Source organism: Xanthobacter dioxanivorans (assembly GCF_016807805.1).
In the GTDB taxonomy this organism is placed as follows: Bacteria; Pseudomonadota; Alphaproteobacteria; order Rhizobiales; family Xanthobacteraceae; genus Xanthobacter; species Xanthobacter dioxanivorans.
Genome location: NZ_CP063362.1, coordinates 3,901,235 through 3,926,708, shown reverse-complemented (window position 1 = coordinate 3,926,708; position 25,474 = coordinate 3,901,235). Strand labels below are relative to the sequence as shown.

At 69.9% G+C, this 25,474-nt stretch carries 24 protein-coding genes and 1 pseudogene; 13 read left to right on the top strand and 12 right to left on the bottom strand.

The window, feature by feature from the left end; translation table 11 throughout:
* Positions 1-120: 120 nt before the first annotated feature.
* Positions 121-1,101 carry an NAD-dependent epimerase/dehydratase family protein gene (locus EZH22_RS18350; RefSeq protein ID WP_269902886.1) on the top strand — a complete coding sequence of 327 codons (981 nt, stop codon included), beginning with the start codon at positions 121-123 and terminating at the stop codon, positions 1,099-1,101.
* A 46-nt stretch (positions 1,102-1,147) separates the two neighbouring features.
* Here the strand turns inward: EZH22_RS18350 and EZH22_RS18345 are convergent, their stop codons facing one another.
* Positions 1,148-1,903 carry a competence/damage-inducible protein A gene (locus tag EZH22_RS18345; RefSeq protein WP_203191939.1) on the bottom strand — a complete coding sequence of 252 codons (756 nt, stop codon included), beginning with the start codon at positions 1,901-1,903 and terminating at the stop codon, positions 1,148-1,150.
* 171 nt (positions 1,904-2,074) lie between these two features.
* Here EZH22_RS18345 and EZH22_RS18340 point away from each other — a divergent pair, with 171 nt between their 5' ends.
* From EZH22_RS18340 to EZH22_RS18300, 9 genes are all read left to right on the top strand, one after another.
* Positions 2,075-3,490, top strand: coding sequence for a circularly permuted type 2 ATP-grasp protein (locus EZH22_RS18340; protein WP_203191938.1), 1,416 nt, complete (start codon positions 2,075-2,077; stop codon positions 3,488-3,490).
* A 201-nt stretch (positions 3,491-3,691) separates the two neighbouring features.
* The gene (locus EZH22_RS18335) at positions 3,692-4,642 is read left to right on the top strand and encodes an alpha-E domain-containing protein (RefSeq protein ID WP_203191937.1); all 951 of its coding nucleotides are present in this window, start codon (positions 3,692-3,694) and stop codon (positions 4,640-4,642) included.
* Positions 4,643-4,765: 123 nt separating this feature from the next.
* On the top strand, positions 4,766-5,599 hold the full coding sequence (locus EZH22_RS18330) for a transglutaminase family protein (RefSeq protein ID WP_203191936.1): 834 nt from the start codon (positions 4,766-4,768) through the stop codon (positions 5,597-5,599).
* A 125-nt stretch (positions 5,600-5,724) separates the two neighbouring features.
* The gene (gene pstB, locus EZH22_RS18325) at positions 5,725-6,564 is read left to right on the top strand and encodes a phosphate ABC transporter ATP-binding protein PstB (RefSeq protein WP_203191935.1); all 840 of its coding nucleotides are present in this window, start codon (positions 5,725-5,727) and stop codon (positions 6,562-6,564) included.
* A 75-nt stretch (positions 6,565-6,639) separates the two neighbouring features.
* Positions 6,640-7,107 (top strand): HIT family protein, encoded by a 468-nt coding sequence (locus tag EZH22_RS18320; RefSeq protein WP_203191934.1) that lies wholly within the window; start codon positions 6,640-6,642, stop codon positions 7,105-7,107.
* Between the two features lie 10 nt (positions 7,108-7,117).
* Complete coding sequence (locus EZH22_RS18315; protein WP_203191933.1) at positions 7,118-7,813, top strand: GHMP family kinase ATP-binding protein; 696 nt, start codon at positions 7,118-7,120, stop codon at positions 7,811-7,813.
* A gap of 7 nt (positions 7,814-7,820) precedes the next feature.
* On the top strand, positions 7,821-8,096 hold the full coding sequence (locus tag EZH22_RS31490) for a hypothetical protein (protein ID WP_210352025.1): 276 nt from the start codon (positions 7,821-7,823) through the stop codon (positions 8,094-8,096).
* A 368-nt stretch (positions 8,097-8,464) separates the two neighbouring features.
* The gene (locus tag EZH22_RS18305; RefSeq protein ID WP_203191931.1) at positions 8,465-9,601 is read left to right on the top strand and encodes an ATP-grasp domain-containing protein; all 1,137 of its coding nucleotides are present in this window, start codon (positions 8,465-8,467) and stop codon (positions 9,599-9,601) included.
* 31 nt (positions 9,602-9,632) lie between these two features.
* On the top strand, positions 9,633-10,460 hold the full coding sequence (locus EZH22_RS18300) for a triphosphoribosyl-dephospho-CoA synthase (protein ID WP_203191930.1): 828 nt from the start codon (positions 9,633-9,635) through the stop codon (positions 10,458-10,460).
* A 31-nt stretch (positions 10,461-10,491) separates the two neighbouring features.
* Here the strand turns inward: EZH22_RS18300 and EZH22_RS18295 are convergent, their stop codons facing one another.
* The 11 genes and pseudogenes from EZH22_RS18295 to EZH22_RS18245 form a co-directional block, all read right to left on the bottom strand.
* The gene (locus tag EZH22_RS18295; protein ID WP_408647611.1) at positions 10,492-11,214 is read right to left on the bottom strand and encodes a GntR family transcriptional regulator; all 723 of its coding nucleotides are present in this window, start codon (positions 11,212-11,214) and stop codon (positions 10,492-10,494) included.
* An 81-nt stretch (positions 11,215-11,295) separates the two neighbouring features.
* Positions 11,296-11,691 (bottom strand): oxalurate catabolism protein HpxZ, encoded by a 396-nt coding sequence (gene hpxZ, locus EZH22_RS18290; RefSeq protein WP_203191929.1) that lies wholly within the window; start codon positions 11,689-11,691, stop codon positions 11,296-11,298.
* 13 nt (positions 11,692-11,704) lie between these two features.
* On the bottom strand, positions 11,705-13,138 hold the full coding sequence (locus EZH22_RS18285) for an AtzE family amidohydrolase (protein ID WP_203191928.1): 1,434 nt from the start codon (positions 13,136-13,138) through the stop codon (positions 11,705-11,707).
* 7 nt (positions 13,139-13,145) lie between these two features.
* Positions 13,146-13,355, bottom strand: coding sequence for an AtzG-like protein (locus EZH22_RS18280; RefSeq protein WP_203191927.1), 210 nt, complete (start codon positions 13,353-13,355; stop codon positions 13,146-13,148).
* Positions 13,356-13,362: 7 nt separating this feature from the next.
* Positions 13,363-15,180 (bottom strand): dipeptide ABC transporter ATP-binding protein, encoded by a 1,818-nt coding sequence (locus tag EZH22_RS18275; protein ID WP_203191926.1) that lies wholly within the window; start codon positions 15,178-15,180, stop codon positions 13,363-13,365.
* An 11-nt stretch (positions 15,181-15,191) separates the two neighbouring features.
* Positions 15,192-16,079 carry an ABC transporter permease gene (locus EZH22_RS18270; RefSeq protein ID WP_203191925.1) on the bottom strand — a complete coding sequence of 296 codons (888 nt, stop codon included), beginning with the start codon at positions 16,077-16,079 and terminating at the stop codon, positions 15,192-15,194.
* Positions 16,076-17,089, bottom strand: a complete 1,014-nt coding sequence (locus EZH22_RS18265; protein ID WP_203191924.1) for an ABC transporter permease — start codon at positions 17,087-17,089, stop codon at positions 16,076-16,078. Before EZH22_RS18265 ends, EZH22_RS18270 begins: the two co-directional genes overlap by 4 nt.
* Positions 17,090-17,301: 212 nt before the next feature.
* Positions 17,302-18,924: an ABC transporter substrate-binding protein gene (locus tag EZH22_RS18260; protein ID WP_203191923.1), complete on the bottom strand. Its 1,623-nt coding sequence runs from the start codon at positions 18,922-18,924 to the stop codon at positions 17,302-17,304.
* A gap of 221 nt (positions 18,925-19,145) precedes the next feature.
* Positions 19,146-19,975 (bottom strand): annotated as a pseudogene (locus tag EZH22_RS18255) (CDP-alcohol phosphatidyltransferase family protein).
* Positions 19,975-20,676 carry a phosphatidylserine decarboxylase gene (locus EZH22_RS18250; RefSeq protein WP_203191922.1) on the bottom strand — a complete coding sequence of 234 codons (702 nt, stop codon included), beginning with the start codon at positions 20,674-20,676 and terminating at the stop codon, positions 19,975-19,977. Before EZH22_RS18250 ends, EZH22_RS18255 begins: the two are co-directional and overlap by 1 nt.
* A gap of 152 nt (positions 20,677-20,828) precedes the next feature.
* Positions 20,829-21,821 (bottom strand): AraC family transcriptional regulator, encoded by a 993-nt coding sequence (locus EZH22_RS18245; protein ID WP_203191921.1) that lies wholly within the window; start codon positions 21,819-21,821, stop codon positions 20,829-20,831.
* 158 nt (positions 21,822-21,979) lie between these two features.
* Here EZH22_RS18245 and EZH22_RS18240 point away from each other — a divergent pair, with 158 nt between their 5' ends.
* From EZH22_RS18240 to EZH22_RS18230, 3 genes are all read left to right on the top strand, one after another.
* A complete protein-coding gene (locus EZH22_RS18240) occupies positions 21,980-22,747 on the top strand; it encodes a 3-hydroxyacyl-CoA dehydrogenase (protein ID WP_203191920.1) in 768 nt (255 codons plus the stop codon).
* A 23-nt stretch (positions 22,748-22,770) separates the two neighbouring features.
* Complete coding sequence (locus EZH22_RS18235) at positions 22,771-23,967, top strand: acetyl-CoA C-acyltransferase (RefSeq protein WP_203191919.1); 1,197 nt, start codon at positions 22,771-22,773, stop codon at positions 23,965-23,967.
* 183 nt (positions 23,968-24,150) lie between these two features.
* A complete protein-coding gene (locus tag EZH22_RS18230) occupies positions 24,151-25,278 on the top strand; it encodes an acyl-CoA dehydrogenase family protein (protein WP_203191918.1) in 1,128 nt (375 codons plus the stop codon).
* Positions 25,279-25,474 lie beyond the last annotated feature (196 nt).

The following is a 25,474-nucleotide window of genomic DNA, read 5'->3' as shown; positions in this document are numbered from 1 at the left end:
GGCGGTCTAAGAAGGCCCGCTCTCGGGAATGCCCCGGCTGGACGGATCACACTTGAACACTTCCCCCTCACCGATGCCCGCATTCTTGTCACCGGCGTCGCCGGCTTCATCGGCGCCGCCGTGGCCCGGCGCCTGCTCGACACCGGGCTCGGCGTCGTCGGCATCGACAATCTGAACGCCTATTACGACGTGCGGCTCAAGCAGGCGCGGCTGGCGGAACTCGCCCCCCTGCCCGGCTTCACCTTCGAGAAGCTGGACCTGGCCGACCGCGCCGCGACGGCGTCCGCCTTCTCGCGCCACCGCCCGACCCACGTGGTCCACCTCGCCGCCCAGGCGGGGGTGCGCTACTCCATCGAGCATCCCGAGACCTACGTGGATTCCAACCTCGTGGGCTTCGGCAACATCCTGGAAGGGTGCCGGCACCAGAAGACGGAGCATCTCGTCTACGCCTCGTCGAGCTCGGTCTACGGCGCCAACACCACGCTGCCGTTCAGCGTCGGGCAGAATGTGGACCACCCCATCAGCCTCTATGCCGCCACCAAGAAGGCGAATGAGCTGATGGCCCACACCTATGCCCACCTCTACCGGCTGCCTGTCACCGGGCTGCGGCTGTTCACGGTCTACGGGCCGTGGGGCCGGCCGGACATGGCGGCGTTCCTGTTCACCGACGCCATCTGGCACGGTCGGCCGATCAAGGTGTTCAACAACGGCGACATGCTGCGCGACTTCACCTATGTGGACGACGTGGTGGACGCCGTCCTCGCTTTGCTGCCGCGGCCGGCGGCCCCGGACGCCGCCTGGTCCGGCGCGCGGCCCGACCCGGCCACCTCCGCCGCGCCCTATCGCATCTACAATGTCGGCAACCACGCGCCGGAGCCGCTGATGGCGCTCGTCAGCCAGATCGAGGACGCCCTCGGCCGCAAGGCGAAGCTGGAGATGGAGCCCATGCAGGCGGGGGACGTGAAGGCCACCTTCGCCGATGTCTCCGCCCTCGCGGAGGCGGTGGACTTCGCCCCCCGCACGCCCTTGAAGGAGGGAATCGGCCGCTTCGTCGCCTGGTATCGCGACATCTATCTGCCGCGCATCGCCGGCCAGCCCTGAGCAGCCCACGACCGGCCTGCGCCCCGTCGGCGGACGCGCCGGCCGGTCAGCCCGGGCCGGCCGCGGCCTCGACCATGCGCGCCACCGCATCGCCGGCGGCGTCCAGCACCGCCGGCTCGCGCGAGCGCACCACGAGATTCGTCTTGAAGCGGCCGTCCGTCTCGTCGCGGAACGGGTAGGAGCCGATGACCGCCTCGGGGAAGGCCCGGGCGATCTCGCCGAGCGGGGCGGCGATGTCGCCCTCCCGCGCATCGGCGAGGATGGTGCGCGAGAGCATGGGGCGGCCCTTGTCCAGCTCCGGCAGCACCGCCTCCAGCATGGACTGCATGATCCGCGGCACGCCGGCCATGACGATCACGTTGCCGATGCGGAATCCCGGCGCCTTGGACACCTCGTTGACCACGAGGCTGGCGCCGGCGGGGATGCGCGCCATGCGCAGGCGCGCCTCGTTCAGGTCCTTCTCGGCGATGTATTCGAGCAGCATGGCCCGCGCCCGCGGGTCCACGTCGATGGAGACGCCGAAGGCCGCGGCGATCGAATCGGCGGTGATGTCGTCGTGGGTCGGCCCGATGCCGCCGGTGGTGAACACGTAGGTGAAGCGCTGGCGGAGCGCGTTCACCGCCGCCACGATGTCCTCTTCCACGTCCGGAACGATGCGCACCTCGCGCAGGTCGATGCCCACGTCGGTCAAGCGTTCGGCGATGTGGCCGATGTTCTTGTCCTTGGTGCGGCCCGAGAGGACCTCATCCCCGATGACCACCAGCGCAGCAGTGATCGATCCCGCGCCGTCTGCCTCGCCCATGTCCTGCTCCCTGACCGCGCCCGCGTCTTCATCTGGAGCGCATGCCTAAATTCTAATCACTATATCAGCGTCAGCTTAGCCTTCTGGACGCCTTCCCCGTTTAGCACTTCTTTGGCACGATGCTTGTACAGGTTTGGTACGGCTTCTCGTGGGTGCGGAGTGACGGTCCCAATGCGGCACGCGTTCGATGAAATGTCCAGTACCGACGGCGCGGTCAGGCCCGCTTACGAAACCCTGCACCGCTGGCTCGCCGACGTGCCCCAGGACGTGCTGAACCATCGCCGCAAGGAGGCGGAGTTCATCTTCCGGCGCATCGGCATCACGTTCGCCGTCTATGGCGAGCAGAACGCCCAGGAACGGCTGATCCCGTTCGACATCGTGCCGCGCATCCTCACCAAGGAGGAGTGGGGCCGCCTGTCGCGCGGGCTGGAGCAGCGCGTCAAGGCGCTGAACATGTACATCAAGGATGTCTACGGCAAGCGCGAGGTCCTGAAGGCCGGCGTGGTGCCGGAGGATCTCGTCTACCAGAACCCCGCCTTCCGCCCGGAAATGAACGGCCAGCGCGTGCCGCACGACCTCTACGTGCACATCGCCGGCATCGACATCGTGCGCACGGATCCCGATACCTTCTACGTGCTGGAGGACAATGCCCGCACCCCCTCCGGCGTCTCCTACATGCTGGAAAACCGCGAGATCATGCTCCGCCTGTTCCCGGAGCTGTTCTCCATGCACAAGGTGGCGCCGGTCGAAAATTATGCAGACGACCTGCTCGCCACCCTGCGCTCGCTGGCGCCCCACGGCGGGCACGAGCCGAACGTGGCCATCCTCACCCCCGGCATCCACAACTCCGCCTATTACGAGCACTCCTTCCTCGCCGACAAGCTGGGCGTGGACCTGGTGGAGGGCCGCGACCTGTTCGTGAAGGACGGCGTCGTCTTCATGCGCACCACCGAGGGGCCCAGGCGGGTGGACGTGATCTACCGCCGCCTCGACGACGATTTCCTCGACCCCCTCGCCTTCCGCCGCGACAGCGTGCTCGGCGTGCCCGGCCTCATGAGCGCCTACCAGGCCGGCAACGTCACCCTCACCAATGCGGTGGGCACCGGCGTCGCCGACGACAAGGCGGTCTACTCCTACATGCCGGACATCATCCGCTTCTATCTCGGCGAGGAGCCCCTCCTGCCCAACGTGCCGACCTGGCGCTGCCGCGAGGAGGACCACCTCAAATACGTCCTGGAGCACCTGCCCGAGCTGGTGGTGAAGGAAGTCCACGGCTCCGGCGGCTACGGCATGCTGGTGGGACCGGCCGCCGACAAGGCGCAGATCGAGAGCTTCCGGCAGAAGCTGATCAGCGATCCGGCCAACTTCATCGCCCAGCCCACGCTCGCGCTCTCCACCTGCCCCACCTTGGTGGAGAAGGGCATCGCCCCGCGCCACGTGGACCTGCGCCCGTTCATTCTGTCCGGCTCGGACAAGGTGCGCATCGTCCCCGGCGGCCTCACCCGCGTGGCCATGAAGGAGGGTTCCCTCGTGGTCAATTCCAGCCAGGGAGGCGGCACCAAGGACACGTGGGTGCTGGACGCATGAGCGCCCGCGCACATGCTTCGGGTGCTGGACGCATGAGCGCCTGCGCGCATGTGGCCACGCCTCGACGCCTGAGCCCGCATGCTCATGCTATGGATTCTCGACGCAAGATCCCTCCCCGGATGAGCCACGTCATCCGGACTCCGGACGCCTAATCGCGCGTTCCGCGCGCCTCGCATCTTCTCCTTCCGCAACGGGCTCACCATGCTTTCCCGCACCGCCGACAACCTCTACTGGCTGACCCGCTACGTGGAACGCGCCGACTGCCTCGCGCGCATCCTCGATGTTTCCCAGCGCCTCGCCTACACGCCGGTCACCTATGGCGGCTCCACCAACGAGTGGGGCTCGGCCGTGCTGACCGCCGGCTGCGCCGACGAATTCGTCGCCCGCTACGGTCCCCTCGAGGACGCCAAGGAGGAGAACGTCGTCTCCTTCCTCGCCTTCGAGACGGAGAACTCCTCCTCCATCCGCAACTGCTTCGAGGTGGCGCGCACCAATGCGCGCTCCGTGCGCACCGCGCTCACCTCGGAAATGTGGGACGTGATCAATTCCGCCTGGATCGAGCTGCGGAACTTCCCCAACCGGGCGCTGACCCGCGAGGAGCTCGCCCGCTTCCTCGCCTTCGTGAAGGAAACCTCGCTCCGCTTCGACGGCGCGACCTTCCGCACCATGCTGCGCAATGACGCCTACTGGTTCGCCCGCTCCGGCGCCCAGCTCGAGCGCTCGGACAACACCGCGCGCATCCTCGACGTGAAGTATCATGTGCTGCTGCCGGAGAAGGAGCACGTGGGCGGACCGCTCGACTATTTCCAGTGGGCCTCCATCCTGCGCTCGGTATCGGCGCTCACCGCCTTCCACTGGGTCTACCGCGACAGCGTGAAGCCCTGGCTGGTGGCGGACCTCCTGATCCTCAACCGGCAGATGCCGCGCTCGCTGGCCGCTTGCTACGATTCGCTCGCCCGCAACCTCGACGACATCGCCAGCGTCTACGGACGGCAGGGGCCCTCGCAGCGGCTCGCCCGCTCCATGCTGGCGCGGCTCACCAACAAATCCATCGACGACATCTTCCAGACCGGCCTGCATGAGTTCATCACGGAATTCATCTCCGACAACAACAAGCTGGGCGCCGAGATCACCGAGCAGTATCTGACCTGAGGCGGAAGGGCGCGCCGTTCCGGTTCTCCGCGAACCGGCCGGCACGCCGCCACGTGTTCGCAGCTACCGCGGAGGGCCGGATCGAAAGTGCCGGACCGAGGGACCTCCCGAGAGGGGAACGCCATGCGCATCCGTATCCTTCACGAAATCACCCAGCGGCTCGAGCCCGGCACCCGCAACATGGCGGTGACCGTGCGCCTGACGCCGCGCGCCCACGAGGGCCAGTACATCCTGCGCTGGACCCTCGACCTGAACTCCGACTGCCGGCTCACGCCGCAGGAGGATGCCTTCGGCAACCTCTGCCACACCTTCTCCGTGGACGGGCCGACCGACCGGCTCACCGTGACCGCCGAGGGCGAGGTGGAGACGCAGGACACCACCGGCATCGTGCGCGGCACCGGGGAGCGGTTCCCGCCCTCCCTGTTCCTGCGCCAGACCGACCTCACCGAGCCGACACCGGCCGTCGTCACCTTCGCCGAGAGCGTGAAGGTGCCCCCCGGCGACGCCCTCGCCCATCTGCACGCCATCATGGTGGCCCTGCACGAGCGGGTGGAAGAGCAGGACGGGCCGGCCATGGGCGATCCCCTGAGCGCGGATGCGGCCCTGAAGGCCGGCAAGGCCTGCTCGGCCGGCATCGCCCATGTGTTCTCGGCGGCGGCGCGGCACCTGCGGCTCCCGGCGCGGCACATCTCCGGCTATCTGGCTCCCGAGGACGCGGAGGACGGCCAGGGCAAGCTGCGCCATTGGGCCGAGGCCCACGTGCCCTCCATGGGCTGGATCTCCTTCGATCCCGGGCGCAACCTGTGCGGGACGGAGCACTATGTCCGCCTCGCCGTGGGCCTCGACGCGGTGGGCGTCGCCGCCATGCGCAGCACCGGCCTCGACCTCGAGGAACGGGTCAGCGCCTGCGACGGCCGCGCCCCGCAGAAGCAGGCGCAGGCCCAGAGCCAGAACTGAGCGGCGGGAGCGCCGTGCGGGACGGGTGCACCGGCTTGTGACCTCGCGCAAGGACGCCATGCGCCGGCGCATCTAGTATCCTCAGGGCTCGTTCTTCCGGAACCGGCCGCTGGGGGCACAGCACCATGTCGATCCACGCCTCGCCGACCCATGCCCTTCCCGCCGGCGCCCAGCCGATCGGAAGCCCGGCCGCCGGCCGCTCCGCAACGCCACGGGTCAAGCTGGAAGCGCGTCACGTGACGTTCCGCTACGGCGCGACGGTCGCGCTCAGCGATGTGAGCCTCAAGCTGGAGGAACACCGCGTCACCGCCCTCATCGGCCCGTCGGGATGCGGCAAGTCCACGCTGCTGCGCGTGTTCAACCGCATGTATGAGCTCTATCCGGACCAGACGGTGGAGGGCGAGGTGATCATGGACGGGGTGAACATCCTCGATCCGTCGGTCGATCCGGTGGCGCTGCGCGGGCGCATCGGCATGGTGTTCCAGAAGCCGACGCCCTTCCCCATGTCCATCTACGACAACGTCGCCCTCGGGCTGCGCCTCAACGAGGAGCTTTCGCCCGCCGGGATCGACGCGCGGGTGGAGGAGGCCCTGCGCCAGGCGGCGCTGTGGGACGAGGTAAAGGACATCCTGCCGAAGAGCGGTCTCAGCCTGTCCGGCGGCCAGCAGCAGCGCCTGTGCATGGCCCGCACCATCGCCACGCGGCCGGATGTGATCCTGCTCGACGAGCCGTGCTCCGCGCTCGATCCCATCACCACCGCGAAGATCGAGGAGACGATCGAGGCGCTGAAGGCCCACACCACCATCGCCATCGTCACCCACAACCTGCAGCAGGCGGCGCGGGTCTCCGACTTCACCGGCTTCATGTATCTCGGCGAGCTGATCGAGTTCGGGCCCACCGCGCAGATGTTCACCCAGCCGAAGGACCGGCGCACCCAGGACTACGTCACCGGCCGCTTCGGCTGACGGGGGCGGCACGCCGCCCCCTTGACCCCCCGCGCCCGCCCTGCAATCTCCTGCGGCGAACACGGAGGATGCCCAATGACCGCAACGACGGCCTACGACCCGAGCAACATCTTCGCCAGGATCCTTCGGGGCGAGCTGCCGGCGCAGAAGGTCTATGAGGACGACCGGGCCCTCGCCTTCCTCGACATCATGCCCCGCTGCCCCGGCCACGCTTTGGTCATCCCCAAGACCCCCGCCCGCAACATCCTCGACATCGATCCCGACGACCTCGCGCATGTGGCCAAGGTGGCCAAGACCATCGCCATCGCCGCCAAGGCGGCGTTCCAGGCGGACGGCATCACCGTGCAGCAGTTCAACGAGGAAGCCGGCGGGCAGGTGGTGTTCCACCTGCATGTGCACATCATTCCCCGGCACCTGGGCGTGCCCATGAAGCCGCCGGCCAGCGAGATGGAGAAGCCGGAGGTCCTGGCCGAGCACGCGGCGCGCCTGCGCGCCGCCCTGGCCGAGGACGCCGCGCGCCAGCGCGCGGCTCTGGCCGGCTGAGCCGCGCCCGGTGCGGCTTTCCGAGGCGGCGGGGGTGACCATCCGCGCCCCCGCGCGGCTCCATCTCGGCTTCCTGGATCTGGGCGGCACGCTCGGCCGCCGTTTCGGCAGCCTCGGCATCGCCCTTGAGCGGCCGGTGACCGAGGTCACCGTGCGCCGCGCGGCGGCGGATGCGGCATCAGGCCCCGACGCCGATCGCGCCGCCCGCGCCCGCGATGCGGTGCGCGGCGCCCTCGGCATCCCCGACGCCTTCACCGTTGACGTGGATGCGGCCCTGCCGGCCCATAACGGGCTCGGCTCCGGCACCCAGCTCGCCGTCTCGGTGGGGGTGGCCGTGGCCCGGCTCTCCGGCCACGCACTGTCCGCCCGCACCGTGGCGACCCTGCTCGGGCGGGGCCGGCGCTCGGCCATCGGCATGGAGGCCTTCGAGGCCGGCGGCGTCATCCTCGACGGCGGCAAGGCCCTGTCCGGCCCCGAGGCGGCGGCCCCCCGCCCCTGCTCTCCCGCTTGCCCGTGCCGGAACCCTGGCGCATCCTGCTCGTCCACGACCGGGCCCGGGAAGGGCTTTCCGGCGTGGCCGAGACACGGGCGATGGCGGAGCTGCCGCCGTTCGCGCAGGCGCGGGCCGCGCATTTCTGCCACCGCATGCTGCTCGGCGCCCTGCCCGCACTGGCCAGTGGCGACGCCGACGGCTTCGGCGCCGTGATCGGCGAGTGGCAGCGGGCGCTCGGGGACCATTACGCCGCAGCCCAGGGGGCGGGCGCTTCCTCAGCCCGGACGTGGCCCGGGCCATCGCCTTTATCGAGGCGGAAGGCGTTCCCGGGGTGGGACAGAGCTCCTGGGGACCCACGGGCTTTGCCATCGTGGGCACCGACGCGCAGGCCGTGCGGCTGCTCGGGGCCTTGCACCACCGCTTCGCATCGTACACAAACCTGTCATTCGACAGCGTGCGGGGCAACAACCGGGGCGCCGAGATCACCGCCCTCTAGAGCCGGATCCGCTCAGGTTGGAACAACCTGAGCGGTGAATCCGCCTCTAACACTTGAATTGAGAACGTTTTACCGTTCATACGGCGATGCCATACGAACGAAACGTGCTCCAGGGAGGCCTTCCAGGGGGCCTTCGCGGCCAGCGGGGCGGGACACGAAAAAACAGGGCCGCGCCGCGGCTGGGGACGCGCCGGTCAGGGGGCACGCGGCCTGATCGGACACCACGGTCTCCGCCTTGCAGGCGAGGGCGGGTTCGCCGGTCCGGTTGCGTCAACCCGACCGGCTCCAGCCCTGGACCGCGAACGCGGCGAGGGCGGAACACCATTCGGCGGCCGAAGCGGGCGTCGAGGAGGACAGGCTGGGAAAACATGGATCTTGCCCTTATCGCGCTTTCCGCACGGCCCCTGGCGGCCAGCGCCGCCCGAGCCGGCTTCGCCGCCCTCTCGCTCGATTTGTTCGCCGATCTCGACACCTGCGCCCATGCGGCGCGCTGTGTGCGCGTGCACAAGAAGAACGGCTGCTCCTTCGACGGCGACGATCTGGTCCAGGCCCTCGCCACGCTGGCGCCGGAGGGCCTGCCGGTGGTGCTCGGAGGCGGGCTTGAGGGCGATCCCGACCTGATGGCACGCATCGCCGAGCGCAATCCCATCCTCGGCAATGCCCCGGCCACGGTGCGCGTGCTGAAGGACCCGGTGGCGCTGGCCGCCCTGTGCGGCCACCTGCACATCCCGTTCCCGGCGGTTTCGCTGGACGGAAACACGGCCGCGACGTTCGGCGGCGCGCCGGTGCTGGAGAAGAAGATCGGCGGCGCCGGCGGCGGCCACATCCGCCGCCGTGGGGCCGGCGACGTTTCCCCGCCGGCGCCGGGGCATTATCTGCAGGCCGAGGTGGACGGCACCTCCATGTCGCTGCTGCTGCTCGCCAACGGCACCGCCGCGCTCGTGGTGGGCACCTCCCGCCAATGGCACGCGCAGGATGCCGAGCACCCCTTCCGCTATGGCGGCGCCGCCGGTCCCGTCGCCCTGCCTCCGGCATTCGCGGCGGACATGCACGAGGCCGCCCTCAAGATCGCGCGGGCCTGCGGGCTCGTGGGTCTCATCTCCCTGGATTTCGTGGTGGCGGCCGACCGCTGGTTCCTGGTGGAGGTCAATCCCCGCCTCGGCGCCACCCTCGACATCTTCGACGTGGACCCCCTGCCGCCCCTGCTCGGCCTGCACCTCGCCGCCTGCGGCGGGCGCCTGCCGTCCGGCCTGCCCTCCCCCTCCGAGGCCCACGCGGCGGAAGTGATCTACGCCGACCGCGACATCGTGGTGCCGGTGAGCCCGTGGCCGGATCACGTGGCCGACCGGCCACCGGCCGGCGCCCTGGTGGCAAAGGGCGCGCCCCTGTGCACCGTGCGCGCCAGCGGGCCCACGGTGGAGATCGCCGAGCAGCGCCTGCGGGTGCTCGTCGGCGACATCAGGCAGCAATTCGACCTCGCCAGGGTCGAAGCCCCCGCCTCGTGATCGCGGCCGGCGGGCTCCCTGCGGACCGGCGATGACGACCCCGGCGGAAGCGGCGCGGGCGTTCGAGGCGGCCTGCCGTGCCGAGCTTGTCGCCCTGAAGCCGGGGAACGTGCACGTCTTCGCCGCCGGCCACGGCATGGAGGTGGCCCATTTCGAGCGCGCCGCCGCCGCCGCCGCGCCGGCCATCGCCGCCGAGGGGCTGCGCGTCGGGGCGCGGATCGAGGCGGCGGTGAAGGCCTCCCTCGCGGTGGCGGGGTGCAACACCAATCTCGGCATCATCCTGCTCGGCGCCCCCCTCGTCGCCGCCGCGCTCCTGCCGCGGCCGCAGGGGCTGCGCCGGCGGCTCTCACAGGTTCTGGAAGCCCTCGACGTGGCGGATGCCGCCGGGGCCTTCCGCGCCATCGCCGCGGCGTCCCCCGGCGGGCTGGGCAGCGCGGCGGATGCGGACGTGCGCCATCCTGCCACCCTCTCCCTGTCCGCCGCCATGGCCCTGGCGGCCGACCGCGACCTGATCGCGCGCCAGTATGGCGATGGCTATGCGGAGGTCTTCACCCTCGGCGTGCCGGCGCTCGGGGCCGATCCCACCGCGCCCGAAGGGGTCGAAGATGCCTTCCTCGCCTTCCTTTCAACCCTTCCCGACAGCCATATCGCCCGCAAGTTCGGGCGGGAGGCGGCGGAAGGCGTGCGGGCCGAGGCGCAAGCGGTGCGGGCCTTCCTCGCCGGGGGCTCGGGCGCGGCGCGGCGTGCGGCCCTCGCCGCGTTCGATGCCAGCCTGAAGGCGCGCGGCCTCAATCCGGGAACGAGCGCGGACCTGACGGTGGCGAGCATCCTCGCGGCGCTGCTGGAGCAAGGTGGCTGACGCCTCTGGCCGACGGCCCCGGGGGCCGCCCTCAGACGCTCTCGGCGTAGCGCTCGTAGGCATCCTCGACGGTGAGGATGTGGTCGCGCATGGCGGTGGCCGCCTCCGCCTTGTCGCCGCGCAGGATGGCGTTCACCACCCGGTCGTGCTCCTGGTAGGACAAAGCGAGGCGCCCCAGCGTGCGGAACTGGGCGCGGCGGAAGGGCTGGAGGCGGTTGCGGGTCGCCAGCGTCAGCTCGGTGAGATAGTCGTTGTGGCTGCCGGCGTAGAGGGTGGTGTGGAAGCGCTCGTTGAGCACCGTGTAGCCCCCCTCGTCGCCCCGCCGCGTGAGATCGGCGAGTTCGGCATGGATGGATTCGAGCCCGAGGCGCTCCGCCGCCGTCATGTTCGCGGCCGACAGCCCGGCGCACAGAGCTTCCAGCTCCGCCATCACGTCGAACATGCCGCGCAGCCGCTCCAGCGAGGGCTGGGCGACGAGGGCGCTGCGATGGGGGCGCGCCTCCACCAGGCCTGAAGCGGCAAGATCCCGCAGCGCCTCGCGCACGGGGGTCCGCGAAACGCCGTAGCGCTTGGCGATCTCCACCTCTTCCAGCGGCGTTCCCGGGGCGAGGCGGCCGCGCACGATGTCGTCGGCGATCTGGAGGCGCAGTTCCTCGGTCCGCGTCACCGGTCGGCCGGCGGTCCGGCGCTTGCGGGGCCGCGCCGCTGGGGCGGGGCTCTTGAGGGGCTGCGGCGTGAGCAGGGTCATGGTCATCAAACTAGCTGGATTCGAGATCGGCGCGAAATCCGGGACGGAATCCGAACCGCCCGCGGATCGGGAAACCCGGGCCACGGCTCATTCCGCCATGTCGGGCTCCGCGATCACCGACACATGCGCCGCCACCACCCGCCAGCCCTCGGGAAAGCGCACCCAGGTCTGCTGCTGGCGCCCGACGCGGCCCGGCGCATTGTCCCGGTAGAACAGGGTCGAGGCGACGGCGAAGTCACGGCCATAGGTGGTGACCAACGTGCGCGCCGGCGAGCGGGCGAGGCCGACCGGCGCGCGGGCCCGGCGGAAGGCCCGGATGGCGTCCATGCCGTAGAGGTTCTCCCCGCCGCCATAGCGGATGGTGCGCCCGTCGTCGTGGAACAGGGCTTCCAGCGTCTCCACGTCGTTGGTCACCAGCGCCGTCTCGTAGCGGGCGAAGGCGTCCTCCACCTCGGCCTTCACCTCGGGAATGTCGATCTGCAAGGGTCCTTCTCCTTCAAACGCCCGCCACCGGGGCGCGGGCCGCCCCGGTGCGTTCCAGCACCGCCGCGACGCGCAGCGCAAGGTCCTCCCGCCAGGGCGGGGCGATGACCTGCACCGCGATGGGCAGCTCGCGCGCCTCGCCCACATCCACCCACAGGGGCACCGCCGCCACCGGCAGGCCGATGAAGGAGATGGGCTGGGTGAAGAGGCCGAGATTGGGCCGCACCAGCATCTCCTCCCCGTCCAGCACGAAGGTCTTCTGGCCGAGCTTCGGCGCGCGGCAGGGCGTGGCCGGGGCGATGAGCACGTCGCAGCGCTGGAACAGCTTCAGCATCTCGTCGCGGAAATGGCGCCGGAAGCGCTGCGCCGCGTCCACCCAGGAGGCGGGGATGGCAAGGCCCGCGAGGAGCCGGTCGCGCACCGCCGGGTCGAAATCCTCCGGCCGCGCGGCGAGGCGGCCGGCATGCAGGCTCGCCCCCTCGGCCGCGGTGATGATGTAGGCCGCGGCGCGGGCGCGGGCAGCGTCCGGAACATCCACCGTCTCGGTCACGCCGAGGGTCGAGGCGGCCAGGTCCACCGCCGCGAACGCCTCCGGCAGGCCGCGGGTGCGGAAATAGCCCCCGGCCACGGCGATGCGCAGGCCGTCGGTGCCCGCCCCGAGGAAGCCGGACACCGGCTCGAACGGCCGCGGCGTCTGGCCCGGATCGCGCCCGTCCTCGCCCTGCATGGCGTCATAGGACAGGCCGAGGTCGGCCACCGAGCGCGCCAGCGGGCCGAGATGGTCGAGGGCGGTGACGAACGGAAAGCTGCCGCCGCGCGAGAGGCGGCCATAGGTGGGCTTCAGCCCGAACGTGCCGCACAGGGAGGACGGCACGCGGATGGAGCCGTTGGTGTCGGAGCCCAGCGCGAGCGGCACCAGCCCCGCCGCCACCGCCGCCCCCGACCCGCCCGAGGAGCCTCCCGACATGCGGGAAAGATCGCGCGGATTGCGCGAGGGACCGTCATGCACGTTCTCGCCGGTGAAGTCGTAGGCGTATTCACCCATGTTGAGGGCGCCCACGAGCACCGCGTCGGCGGCCTCCAGCTTCGCCACCAGGGTGGCGTCGCGATCGGCCGGCGGCAGGTCGCGGTTGATCTTCGAGCCGGCTCGGGTGGGCAGGCCGGTCACGTCAAACAGGTTCTTCACCGCGAACGGCACCCCGGCGAGCGGCCCCAGCGCCTCGCCGGCGGCGCGGCACGCGTCGATGCGGTCGGCGCGGGCGCGGGCGCGCTCCGCCGTCACGTCGGTGAAGGCGTTCACCGCCGGATCGACGGCGGCGATGCGCGCCAGCACCGCCTCGATCACCGCCCGCGCGGTGACGGTGCCGGAGGAGACGGCGGCGGCGATCTCCGCCGCGGTGGCGGTGGCGAGGCGGGCCGCGTCGGCAACGGGAAGGGGCGCGTTCATCGGGGCCTCACGGACGGTAGACGGGGGCCGGCTCCTCGGCATCGCCGAGGTCGAGGCTGCGCACCAGGGTCGCCGCATCGGCAACCGTGCGCAGGTTGTTCAGCGCCTCGGCCCGCCATTCCGGCTGCGGGGCGATGGCGTGGGCTTCGAGCGCACCGTCGAGGAGCTTCTCCAGGGCGGCGTCCCCCACCTTCGGCAACTGGATTTCGGTCGGCATGCGGGCCTCACACGGGGGGATGGGGAATGGCGGCGATGAGCTCGCGTGTATAGGCGTCCTTGGGCGCCTCCAACACCTGCTGCGAGCGGCCCTCCTCCACGATCCGGCCCTGCCGCATGACGATCACCCGGTCGCACAGCAGCCCGACCACGTGCAGATCGTGGGACACGAACAGGTAGCTCATGCCGAGGCGATGCTTCAGCTCCTCCAGGAGGTTCAGCACCACCGCCTGCACCGACACGTCGAGGGCGGCGGTGGGCTCGTCGAGAATCACGAGGTCCGGGTCGAGGGCGATGGCGCGGGCGATTCCCACGCGCGCCTTCTGCCCGCCGGAGAGCTGGTGCGGGAAGCGCTCCAGGAGGTTCTGGGGCAGGCCGACCATCTCGGCCAGCTCTTCGACGCGGGCGCGCAGCTTCGCGCCGCCGGACATGCCCCCCATCCGCAGCAGCGGATCGGCGATGGCACGCTCGGCGGTGTAGCGCGGGTTGAGGCTTTCGGTCGGGTCCTGGAACACCATCTGGATGCGCCGGCGCATGGGATGGTGGGCGAAGTCCTTCGCCGGCACCGCGCCGATGTCTTCGCCGGCGAAGGTGATCTTCCCCGCGGTGGGATCGATGAGGCGCATGACGATGGTGGAGGTGGTGGACTTGCCGCAGCCGCTCTCGCCCACGAGGCCGACGCTCTCGCCCTTCTTCACCTCGAACGAGATGCCGTCCACGGCGCGGAAGATGGCTTCCTCCGGCGACGGCTTCTTGCCGAACAGGCCGGCGAGGAAAGCGGAGGGGGCACCCTGGCGGGGATATTCCTTCAGCAGGCCCTCGACCTTGAGCAGAGGCACACCGGCCGGCAGCGGCGCTGCCCCCTCTCCCGCCTGCGGGGGTGGGCTGGAGAGGGGGAGCGCCTCTCCGCCGGCCGCGCCGGCGGGAGCCGCCGCAGCCGGGAGGGGGGTCTCCGCCGGGTCTTCCGGCAGCAGGTCCTTCAGGGTGATGCCGGGGCGCGGCGTCGCCCGCATCAGCTTACGGGTGTAGGGGTGCTGGGGATCGCGGAAGATGCGCTCCGCGGGGGCCGTCTCCACCACCTTGCCCTTCTCCATCACCATCACCGTGTCGCAATAGGCGGCGGCAAGGCCCAGGTCGTGGGTGATGAGGATGGTGGACATGCCGCGCTCGCGGGTGAGCTCGGTCACGAGGTCCATCACCGCCTTCTGGGTGGTCACGTCGAGGCCGGTGGTGGGCTCGTCGGCGATCATCAGCTGCGGCCGGCAGGCCAGCGCCAGCGCGATGACGATGCGCTGGCACATGCCGCCCGACAGCTCGAACGGATAGGCGTGATACCGCTCCTCGGGGCGGGCGATGCGCACCTGCTTGAGGATGTCGATGACCTTCTCCTTCACGTTGGAAGGCTGGGCCTGCACGTGCTGGAGGAGGACGTCGCCGATCTGGTGCCCCACCGTGCGGATGGGGTTCAGCGCGGCGCGCGGGTTCTGGAAGATCATGGACATCTCGCGCCCGCGCAGGTCGCGCATCTGGCGCTCGCTGGCATGGGCCACATCCAGCCCCGAGAAGGTGATGGACCCCTCCGCGATGCGCCCCGCCCGGTCGAGGATGCGCATCACCGTGTAGGAGGTCACCGACTTGCCGGAGCCGCTCTCGCCGACAATGCCCAGGGTCTCGCCCTTGGTGAGGGTGAGGTTCACCTGGCTCACCGCCGTCACCACGCCGCGGCGGGTGGCGAACTCGACGGTGAGGTCCCGAACCTCGAGCAGCGGGCCGCCCGGGGCCTCGGATTTGGCCGCTCCGGCCTTCACGTCCACAACGCCGTGCATGCTAAGCTCCATCAGGTGCGACGCTGGGGATCGACGATGTCGCGCAGACCGTCACCCAGGAGGTTGAAGCAGAACACCGCGAACATGAGCGCGAGGCCAGGGAACAGCGCGATCCACCATTCGCCGGAGACGATGTAGGCCGCCCCTTCCGCCACCATGATCCCCCATTCCGGGGTGGGCGGGCGCACGCCGAGGCCGATGAAGCTGAGGCCGGCCGCGTTCAGGATGGCGTAGCCCATGGTCAGCGACATCTGCACCATCATGATGGGCATGATGTTGGGCAGGATGGTCGTGAGCAGGATGCGCCATTCCGAATTTCCGGTGAGCCGCGCCGCCTGCACAAACCCCGCCTGCCGGCGGATCGCCGCCTCCGAGCGCGCCACCCGCACATAGAGCGGGAAGTTGATGATGGCGGTGGCGATCACGATGTTGGTCACCGTGTTGCCCAGCGCCGCCACGATGCCCATGGCCAAGACGAACAGCGGGAAGGCCATGATGGTGTCGGAGATGCGGCCGATGATGCGGTCGGTCCACCCGCCGAAGAAGCCGGAGGCGATGCCGGCGATGCCGCCGGCCGCGAACACCAGCGCCACCGAAAACACGGCGATGGCCATGTCGAGCCGGGTCGCCACGACCACGCGGGAGAAGATGTCCCGCCCCAGATTGTCGGTGCCGAACCAGTGGGCGAGCGAGGGAGGCTGCAGCGCGGCCAGCGTATCGCTGGCGAGCGGGTCGTAGGGCACGATGTACGGCCCCAGCAGCGCGCACACCACCAGCACCAGGAACATGCCGAAGGCGATGCCGGTGACCGGGTTGTCGGAAATAACGTAGCGCGCGTGGGCGAGGGTGGCGGCGAGGCCGCGGGGCGTGTCCGGGGTGTGGGCCGTGGCGAGGGTCATGCTTCGCTCCGCGCGCGGGGGTCGATGATGCCGTAGGCGATGTCGATGAGGAGGTTGAGGGCCACGTAGAGGATGGCCATGGCGAGCACGAAGCCCTGCACCGGCGCGTAGTCGGAGGTGATGAGCGCCTCGACCGCGTAGGAGCCGATGCCCGGCCAGGCGAACACCTTCTCCACCAGAACGTTGGCGCCGAGCAGGAAGGAGAACACCATGCCGAGGGTCGTCACCACCGGCAGCATGGCGTTGCGGAAGGCGTAGGTGATGATGACCGTGGCGTCCGTGAGCCCGGCGGCGCGGGCGGTGCGGACGAATTCGGACGAGAGCACCGCCAGCATGGAGGCGCGCGTCATGCGGGCGATGGGGGCCAGCGCGAAGATGGCCAGGGTGACCGCCGGCACCGCGAGCTGGGCGGCGGCGGCCCGGAAGGTCTCCAGGTCGCCGGCGATCAGGCTGTCGATGAGGTAGAAGCCGGTGACCGTGGGTGGCGCCGTGAAGAACACGTCGAGCCGCCCCAGCGGCGCCGGCGCCCAGCCCAGCTTGAAGTAGAAGACATAGACCAGCAGCAGCCCGGTGAAGAACACCGGCAGCGAGACGCCGGCGGTGGTGATGATGCGGCAGGAATGGTCCACCCACGATCCCTGCTTCACCGCCGCCAGGATGCCGAACGGCACGGCGATGGCGAGCGCGAGGATGAGACCGGACAGCGTGAGCTCGGCGGATGCCGGAAGGCGCGCTGCGATCTCGGTTCCCACCGGCTGGCCGGTGGAGAGCGAGGTGCCGAAATCGCCCTTCGCCAGCGACGACACATAGTCCACGAACTGCGCCGGCAGAGACTTGTCGAGTCCGAGCTTGGTGCGGATCTCGGCGATGGCCTGCGGCGTCGCGGCGGGCCCGGCGAAATAGGTGGCCGTGTCTCCGGGCAGGACGCGAGTCAGCAGGAAGGTGACGATCACCACGCCGATCAGGCTGGGCACGGCGGTGGCAAGGCGACTGCCTATGAGCTTCAGCATGGTGTGTCCCTCTTCTCCAGGGCCGCAGGCCCGGCATCCGATCCCGCGGCAGACGCCGCACCCCTCACCCCAACCCCCTCCCGCAAGGGGAGAGGGGCCCCGACGGCTCTCGTGCCCAACCACCGCGCCCACCCCGGAGCGGCGGCACGCCCTCTTCCCTTGCGGGAGAGGGCGGGGGTGAGGGGTGGCACGGTCCCTCTCCCCTCGACCCCTCACCCCTTCTGGAAGGCGCGATAGTCCAGCCGGCGGTGGAACCAGTATTCGTAGCCGGTGATGTTCTTCTGCATCGCGACGTTGACGTAGGGCTGGTAGAGCGGGATGCGCGGCACGTCGGCGAAGGCGAGGTCCACCATGCCCTTCACGTTGGAATCGTAGGCCGCCTTGTCGCCGGTCGCCGCCGCGGTGCGGGCCGCGTCGATGAAGGCGTCCATGGCCTGCGACTGGTAGCTCATGGTGTTGAAGATCGAATTGTTGCCGTGATAGCACCAGAAGAAGAAGTATTCGGGATAGTCGAGCCAGCCCGAGAACACGTTGGTGTAGAGCGGCAGCACCTTCTTGGTCAGCTCCGTGCGCCAGTTGGCGCCGGGGATCTTGTTGATGGTGGTCTTGATGCCGATCTGCGCGAGGTTCTCCTGCAGCAGCACGCACAGGGGCTCGTTCACGCCGGCAAAGCCGAGGTCGAAGGACAAGGTGGTCTCCAGCCCGTCCGGATAGCCCGCCTCGGCGAGCAGCTGCTTGGCCTTGGCGAGGTCGGTGACGAACTTGGTGGGCTGCGGCCACGCCACCTGGGTCTGGGTATCCGCCGGGGCGCCGAACATGGGCTTGGCGAGGCCGAACAGGGCGGCGTCCATGATCTTCTGGTAGGGAATGGCGTAGGCGATGGCCTGGCGCACCTTCAGGTTATCGAAGGGCGGATTCTTCACGTTCATGCCGATATACTGCACGCCGTTGGAATACGGCACCGACACGATGTTGAGCTTGCCCGACTGCTTCAGCTCGACGAAGTCCTTGTTGGGCAGGTCGTAGGAGATATCGGCGTCGCCGCGCTCCAGCAGCGCCCGGCGATTGCCGGCGGAGGGCACCATGCGCCAGATGACGCGCTTGATCTTGGGCAGCGGCCCGCCCTTCCAGTCGTCGAAGCGCTCGAAGATGACTTCCGTGCCCGGGGTCCACTTGGTGACGCGGTAGGCGCCGGAGCCGGCGGTGTTCTGCTTGGTGTATTCGAGGCCCCAGGGGTCCTTCTCGGTGGCGTTCTTCTGCACCAGCCCGGAATTGATCACGCAGGGCACGATCACCGCGAGGTCGGGGATGGTGAGGCGGTCCTTGCGCAGGAAATCCACGCGCACGGTGTGGTCGTCCACCACCACGAACTGTTCCGGCTTCTCCAGCGAGCCGGCCTTCATCTGGAAGGTCGGGAAGCCGCCCACCGACACCGCCCGGTCGAGCGACCACTTCACGTCCTTCGCCGTGACCGGCGAGCCGTCCTGGAAGGTGGCGTTCTTCTTCAGCTTGAAGGTGACGGACATGTCACCGATGTTCATGTCCTCCGCCAGCTCGCCCTTCAGCTTGTCGCGGTCGTAGTAGCGCACCCCGTCCTTCTCGGTCATCTCGTGGGTGATGAGCCGGTCATAGGTGTTCCAGTTGGCCTCGTAGCCGGGAACGTTGGTGCCCACGCCGTGGATGTCGAGGTTGTTGGGGCCGCTTTCGGAAACGATCAGAAGGGTTTCGTTGCGCGCCTGCGCCTGCGCCGAGGAAAACACCGCCGGGGCGGCAACGCCCGTCCCCGATGCGACGGCGGTGACGGATGCGGATTTCATGAATTCGCGGCGGTTCATCGGGCGACATCCCCAGTGGTGGTTGCTGCCCTCCCCCATTCAAGGCGCGTGCCAATTGCATACAAAAAATAAGATATCCATATATTTCATATGGATAATCGGCATCACGGTGGCGCCCACCCTCTGCCTCAACGGCATAAATGATCAATAAATAATCATTATCGTGCACATTGCATGCAATTTGTCGCCGCATGGAGATGCACACGCCACCCGTCACCTGCTCAGGAAATGGGCGTGCTCGCGGCCTTCTGCTCGGCGCGCCAGGCCGCCATGAGCCGGCGGTGGCGCAGCGTCGAGACCGGCAGCAGCGTGAGATAGAGGATCGAGCAGGCGGAGAGCACGATCCACGGATAGCTCGCCAGCAGGGCGAAGAAGAGCGCCACCGCCACGAACAGAGGCAGCACCATGTCCCGCCGCACCCGCCGCCCCAGCGTCTTTCCGGACCAGGCGGGCACCGTGGAGATCATGAGGAAGGCGATGGCGAGGCAGTAGATGAGGGCGAGCGGCGCGCTCACCCCGCCGTGCGGCACGCCGATCAGTTCCAGATAGATCGGCAGCAGCACCGTGATGGCGCCGGCCGGTGCCGGGATGCCGGTGAAGAAGTCGCCGGCGAAGGGCGGCTTGTGCGGATCATCCAGCATCACGTTGAAGCGGGCGAGGCGCAGGGCGGCGCAGATGGCGTAGGCGAGCGCCGCGATCCAGCCGAACGAGCCGGCCTCCTTGAGCCCCAGAAATAGAGCATCAGCGCGGGCACGCAGCCGAAATTGACGAAATCGGCGAGGCTGTCCAGCTCCGCGCCAAAGCGCGAGGTTCCCTTCAGCGCCCGCGCGAGGCGCCCGTCGATGCCGTCGAGCAGGGCGGCGAAGACGATGGCGGCAAGCGCCAGCTCGATGCGCTCCTCGATGGCGAGGCGTACCGCCGTCAGGCCCGAGCACAAGGCGAGCAGCGTCACCAGGTTGGGCAGCAGCACCCGGATCGGGACACGGCCGAAGCGGCCGAAGCGCGGCCGCGGCCGGCCTTCCGGGTCGAACGGGGGAAAGGGCGTTTCCATCAGCTCACCCGATAGGCGGTCTCACGCGGCTGGGGCTGGGAGAGATCGCACAGAACCGTCTCCCCCGCCACCGTGAGCTGGCCTTCGGACACCTGGACCCGCGTGCCCACCGGCAGATAGACGTCCACCCGCGACCCGAAGCGGATGAGGCCGAACCGCTCGCCGGCGCCGATGGATTCCCCCTCCCGCACGAAGGAGACGATGCGCCGCGCGATGAGCCCGGCGATCTGCACGCAGCCGACGCGGCAGAACGGCGTGGAGAGCACGAGCCCGTTGCGCTCGTTGTCCTCGCTCGCCTTGTCGAGGTCGGCGTTGAGGAAGATGCCGGGCTTGTAGGCGACGCGCTCGATGCGGCCGGTCACCGGGGCGCGGTTCACATGCACGTTGAACACGTTCATGAAGATGGAGATGCGCAGCAGCGGCGCGTCGGAGAGGTCGAGCTCGCGCGGCGGCTTCGCCAGCCCCACCTGCGAGATGCGGCCGTCCGCCGGCGCCACCACCAGGCCCTCGCGCACCGGCGTCACCCGCGGCGGATCGCGGAAGAACAGGGCGGTCCAGATGGTCAGCCCCACCCCGATCATGCCGAGGAAGGTGGAGAACATCAGCAGCCCCAGCGTGATCACCGCCGCGATGGCGATGAAGGGGTAGCCCTCCCGGTGGATGGGAACAAGCGTCTTGCGGATGCTGGCGACAATGGACAAGAAAGGTCTCCGAGGGCCGTCGCGCCGCCCGGGGCGCGCAGGCACAGGTAGTGAGAGCCGGCCCGCGCGTCAAATGCGGCCGGCGCGCGAGGCGGGCAAGATCGCGGCACCGGCCGTGGGGACGATGAAGCCCTGCGGCTTTCCCCCCGCGCTCAGTCCCCGCCCCCGGCGCGGCGATAGGCGCCGGGGCTCTGCGCGGTCCATTTGCGGAAGGCGCGGTGGAAGGCGCTGGGCTCGGAGAAGCCGAGTTCCGCCGCGATCTCCCCCACCGGGCGCCGGCTGTGCTGCAACAGTTCCTGCGCCTTCATGCGGCGCAGTTCGTCCTTGATGTCGCGATAGGTCTGGCCTTCGTCGGCGAGCCGCCGGCGCAGGGTCGAGGCCGGCAGGCGTAATTGCCGGGCGAGGTCCTCGAAGGTGGGCCAGGACGGGGCCGACATGTGGCGCAGCCGCGTCTTCACCCGCGCCGCGAGGCCGGCGTCGTGGCGGTAGCGCACCAGGATGTTCGCTGGGGCGCCCCTGAGAAAATCCCGCAAGGCCCGCTCGCTGCGGGCGGCAGGCAGGGTGAGGAAGGTGGCGTCGAAGGCCAGACGGCTCTCCGGGGCATGGAAGCGCACCGGCGCGCCGAAGAACAGGCGGTAGTCGGCGCCGTGCTCGGGGGGACCGCAGCGGAAATCCACATGCCGGAGCGGGATGCGCCGCCCCACCAGCCAGCAGGTGATGCCGTGCACGATGATCCAGTAGGTGCGATAGGCGAAGGCGGAGCGCGCCGCCCCCTTGTCGTTGAGGACGATCGAGGCAAGGCCGTCGGCCACGTCGAGCCGGCCGATGGGGTCGTCGAGCACCACGCGCAGGAAGCGCAGCGCCCGGCCCAGCGCCCGCTCCAGCGTCGGCGCCCCCATGAGGGCGTGGCACAACAAGGTGAAGCTGCCGCAACGCATGGGCCGCGCGCCGAGGCCGAAGAACTCGTCGTCGAGCGCCTGCGCCGCCGCCGTCCACAGGGCGCCGTACTGCTCCGCCGAGACCGAGCCGGTGACCGGAGCGGACAGTCCGGCGCGGGCAAGCACCGCCGCCGGGTCGATGCCGCGCGCGGCCAGGCATTCCAGGGCGTCGCCCACGAAACAGGCCGAGATCATGCGCCGTTCCATGCGGGCATCCGATTATGGCAAAATCGCTCAGTCAATTAGATCATTTCCGTCATCGAATGCCACTTCGCTTTTCGCTAGAGGGGAAGCAGGCGGATCATGCCCCACACGGCGAGAACGCCCCAAAAAACGCCCCAAGGAACGCCCCAAGGGAGGACAGGATGAAGATGGACGGCCGAGTATTCCTGGTTACCGGCGCCGGCTCCGGGCTCGGCGCCGCCGTCACCCGCATGCTGGTGGCGGAAGGCGCCAAGGTGGTGGGCGTGGACATCAACGCGGCGGCCGGCGCCGCCATCGTCGCGGAACTGGGCGATGCGGTGCGCTTCCAGAAGGCCGACGTCACCAGCGAGGCCGACGGCATCGCCGCGGTGGCGCTGGCGAAGGCGGCCTTCGGCCACCTCCATGGCCTGGTGAACTGCGCCGGCGTCGCCCCCGGCGAGAAGGTGGTGGGACGGGACGGGCCGCACCAGCTGGAGAGCTTCGCCCGGGCGGTCGGCGTCAACCTCGTTGGCACCTTCAACATGCTGCGCCTCGCGGCCGACGCCATCGCGAAGGAAGAGCCGGACGCGGACGGCGAGCGCGGCGTCATCATCAACACCGCCTCCGTCGCCGCCTTTGACGGGCAGATCGGCCAGGCCGCCTACGCCGCATCCAAGGGTGGCGTCGCCGCCCTCACCTTGCCGGTGGCGCGGGAGCTGGCGCGATTCGGCATCCGGGTCGTCACCATCGCGCCCGGCATCTTCGAGACGCCGATGATGGCGGGGCTGCCGCAGGAGGTTCAGGACTCCCTCGGCAAGACCGTGCCGTTCCCGCCCCGGCTCGGCCGGCCGGCGGAATATGCCGCCCTCGTCAAGCACATCTGCGAGAACACCATGCTCAACGGCGAGGTGATCCGCCTCGACGGCGCCCTGCGCATGGCCCCCCGCTGAGCCCGTCGGAAGGAAGACACGCCATGCCGCAGCTCTCTGAAGATCCCGTCGTCATCGTCGGCGCCGCCCGCACGCCCATGGGCGGCTTCCAGGGCGACTTCAAGGATGTGACCGCCCCGACCCTCGGCGCCGCCGCCATCGGCGCCGCCCTCGCCCGCGCCGGCCTCGCGCCGGACCAGGTGGACGAGGTGGTGTTCGGCTGCGTTCTGCCCGCCGGGCTCGGCCAGGCTCCGGCGCGCCAGGCGGCGCTGGGCGCGTGGCTGCCCCTGTCCACGGGGGCGACCACCGTCAACAAGATGTGTGGCTCCGGCATGAAGGCGGCCATGTTCGCCCATGACCTGCTGCTGGCCGGGTCCGCCGACGTGGCGGTGGCGGGCGGCATGGAGAGCATGAGCAATGCCCCCTACCTCCTCGACCGCGCCCGCGGCGGCTACCGCATGGGCCACGGCAAGGTCATCGACCACATGTTCTATGACGGGCTGGAGGACGCCTACGAGAAGGGCCGCCTCATGGGCACCTTCGCCGAGGACTGCGCGCAGGCCTACCAGTTCACCCGCGAGGCGCAGGACGCCTTCGCCATCGCCTCGCTGGAGAAGGCGCAGAAGGCCATGGCCGGGGGCGGCTTCGACGCGGAGATCGTCCCGGTCACGGTGAAGGCTGGAAAGGCCGAGCGGGTGGTTTCCGCCGACGAGCAGCCGCCCAAGGCGAAGCTCGACAAGATCCCCACCCTGAAGCCGGCCTTCCGCGAGGGTGGCACGGTGACCGCCGCCAATTCCTCCTCCATCTCGGACGGGGCGGCGGCGCTGGTGCTGATGCGCCGGTCGCAGGCGGAGAAGCGCGGCCTCGTCCCGCTCGCCGTCGTCGTCGGCCATGCGACCCACGCCCAGGCCCCCAACCTCTTCACCACCGCCCCCATCGGCGCCATCCGGAAGCTCTCCGAGCGGACCGGATGGGCGATGGCGGACGTGGACCTGTTCGAGATCAACGAGGCGTTCGCCGTGGTGCCCATGGCGGCCATCCGCGACCTGGCGCTGCCCGAGGACAAGGTGAACGTGCACGGCGGCGCCTGCGCGCTCGGCCATCCCATCGGCGCCTCCGGCGCGCGGGTGATGGTGACGCTGCTGGCGGCGCTTCAGACATACGGCCTCAGGCGCGGCATCGCCTCGCTCTGCATCGGCGGCGGCGAGGCCACCGCCGTGGCCATCGAGCGGCTGGGGTGAAGGTGTCGCCCCGACATTTGGCTCCTCCCCTCTCCCCTCGCGGGGAGAGGGGTCGGGGGGAGGGGAAGGCCGGGAACAGTCCTGCGATTTCGTCCCCTCACCCCAGCCCTCTCCCGCGAGGGGAGAGGGAGTCGCGGCGGGACGAACGAAGAGAGCATAACCAAGACGACGCGGAGGAAGCCCATGATCCTCACCGAGACCCAGGTCGAGATCCGCGAGGCGGTGCGGGCCTTCGCGCAGGAGCGGCTCGCCCCCGGCGCCGCGGCGCGTGACCGGGAGCACCGCTTCCCGAAGGACGAGCTGAAGGAGATGGGCGCCCTCGGCTTCCTCGGCATGCTGGTGCCGGAAGGCCTCGGCGGGTCGCAGACCGACCTCGTCTCCTATGCCCTGGCCCTGGAGGAGATCGCGGCGGCGGACGGGGCCTGCTCCACCATCGTCGCCGTCCATTCCTCCGTGGGCTGCATGCCGATCGTGAAGTTCGGGACGAAGGACCAGAAAGAACGCTTCCTGCCGAAGCTCGCCTCCGGCGATTGGATCGGCGGCTTCGCCCTCACCGAACCGCAGGCCGGCTCGGACGCCGCCAACCTGAAGACCCGCGCCCGGCGCGACGGCGACGGCTACATCCTCTCCGGCGCCAAGCAGTTCATCACCTCGGGCAAGAACGGCGATGTCATCATCGTCTTCGCCGTGACCGATCCGGACGCGGGCAAGAAGGGAATTTCCGCCTTCATCGTGCCCACCGACACGCCCGGCTACGAGGTGGTGCGCGTGGAGGACAAGCTCGGCCAGCATGCCTCCGACACCTGCCAGCTCGCCTTCAACGACATGCGCCTGCCCGCCGACCTGCGCCTCGGCGCCGAGGGCGAGGGGCTGAAGATCGCGCTCTCCAACCTGGAGGGCGGGCGCATCGGCATCGCCTCCCAGTGCGTCGGCATGGCGCGTGCGGCATTCGAAGCGGCGCGGACCTATGCCCGCGAGCGCGTCACCTTCGGCAAGCCCATCGTCGAGCACCAGGCCGTCGCCTTCCGCCTCGCCGACATGGCCACGAAGATCGAGGTGGCCCGGCAGATGGTGCTGCACGCGGCATCCCTGCGGGAAGCGGGCCTGCCCTGCCTCACCGAGGCCTCCATGGCCAAGCTCTTCGCCTCCGAGATCGCCGAGCAGGTGTGCTCCGCCGCCATCCAGACCCATGGCGGCTACGGCTACCTCGCCGACTTCCCGGTGGAGCGCATCTACCGCGACGTGCGCGTGTGCCAGATCTACGAGGGCACCAGCGACGTGCAGCGCATCGTCATCGCCCGGGGGCTGTGAACGCCACCATTCCCCCGTTTGCCGGACCAGCGACGGCACAGCCGGAGCGCCGAGCCGGCATCCAGCGCAAGAGTGCTGCGAAGCAGGCAATGTTTAAGCCGCGTCGAGGGTTTGGAAGCGCCTCCGGCGGAGTTGCTGCGCTGGGCCCCGGCTCTCCTTCCGCTTACGCTTCAGTCGGCCGGGGCACGAGGCCGGC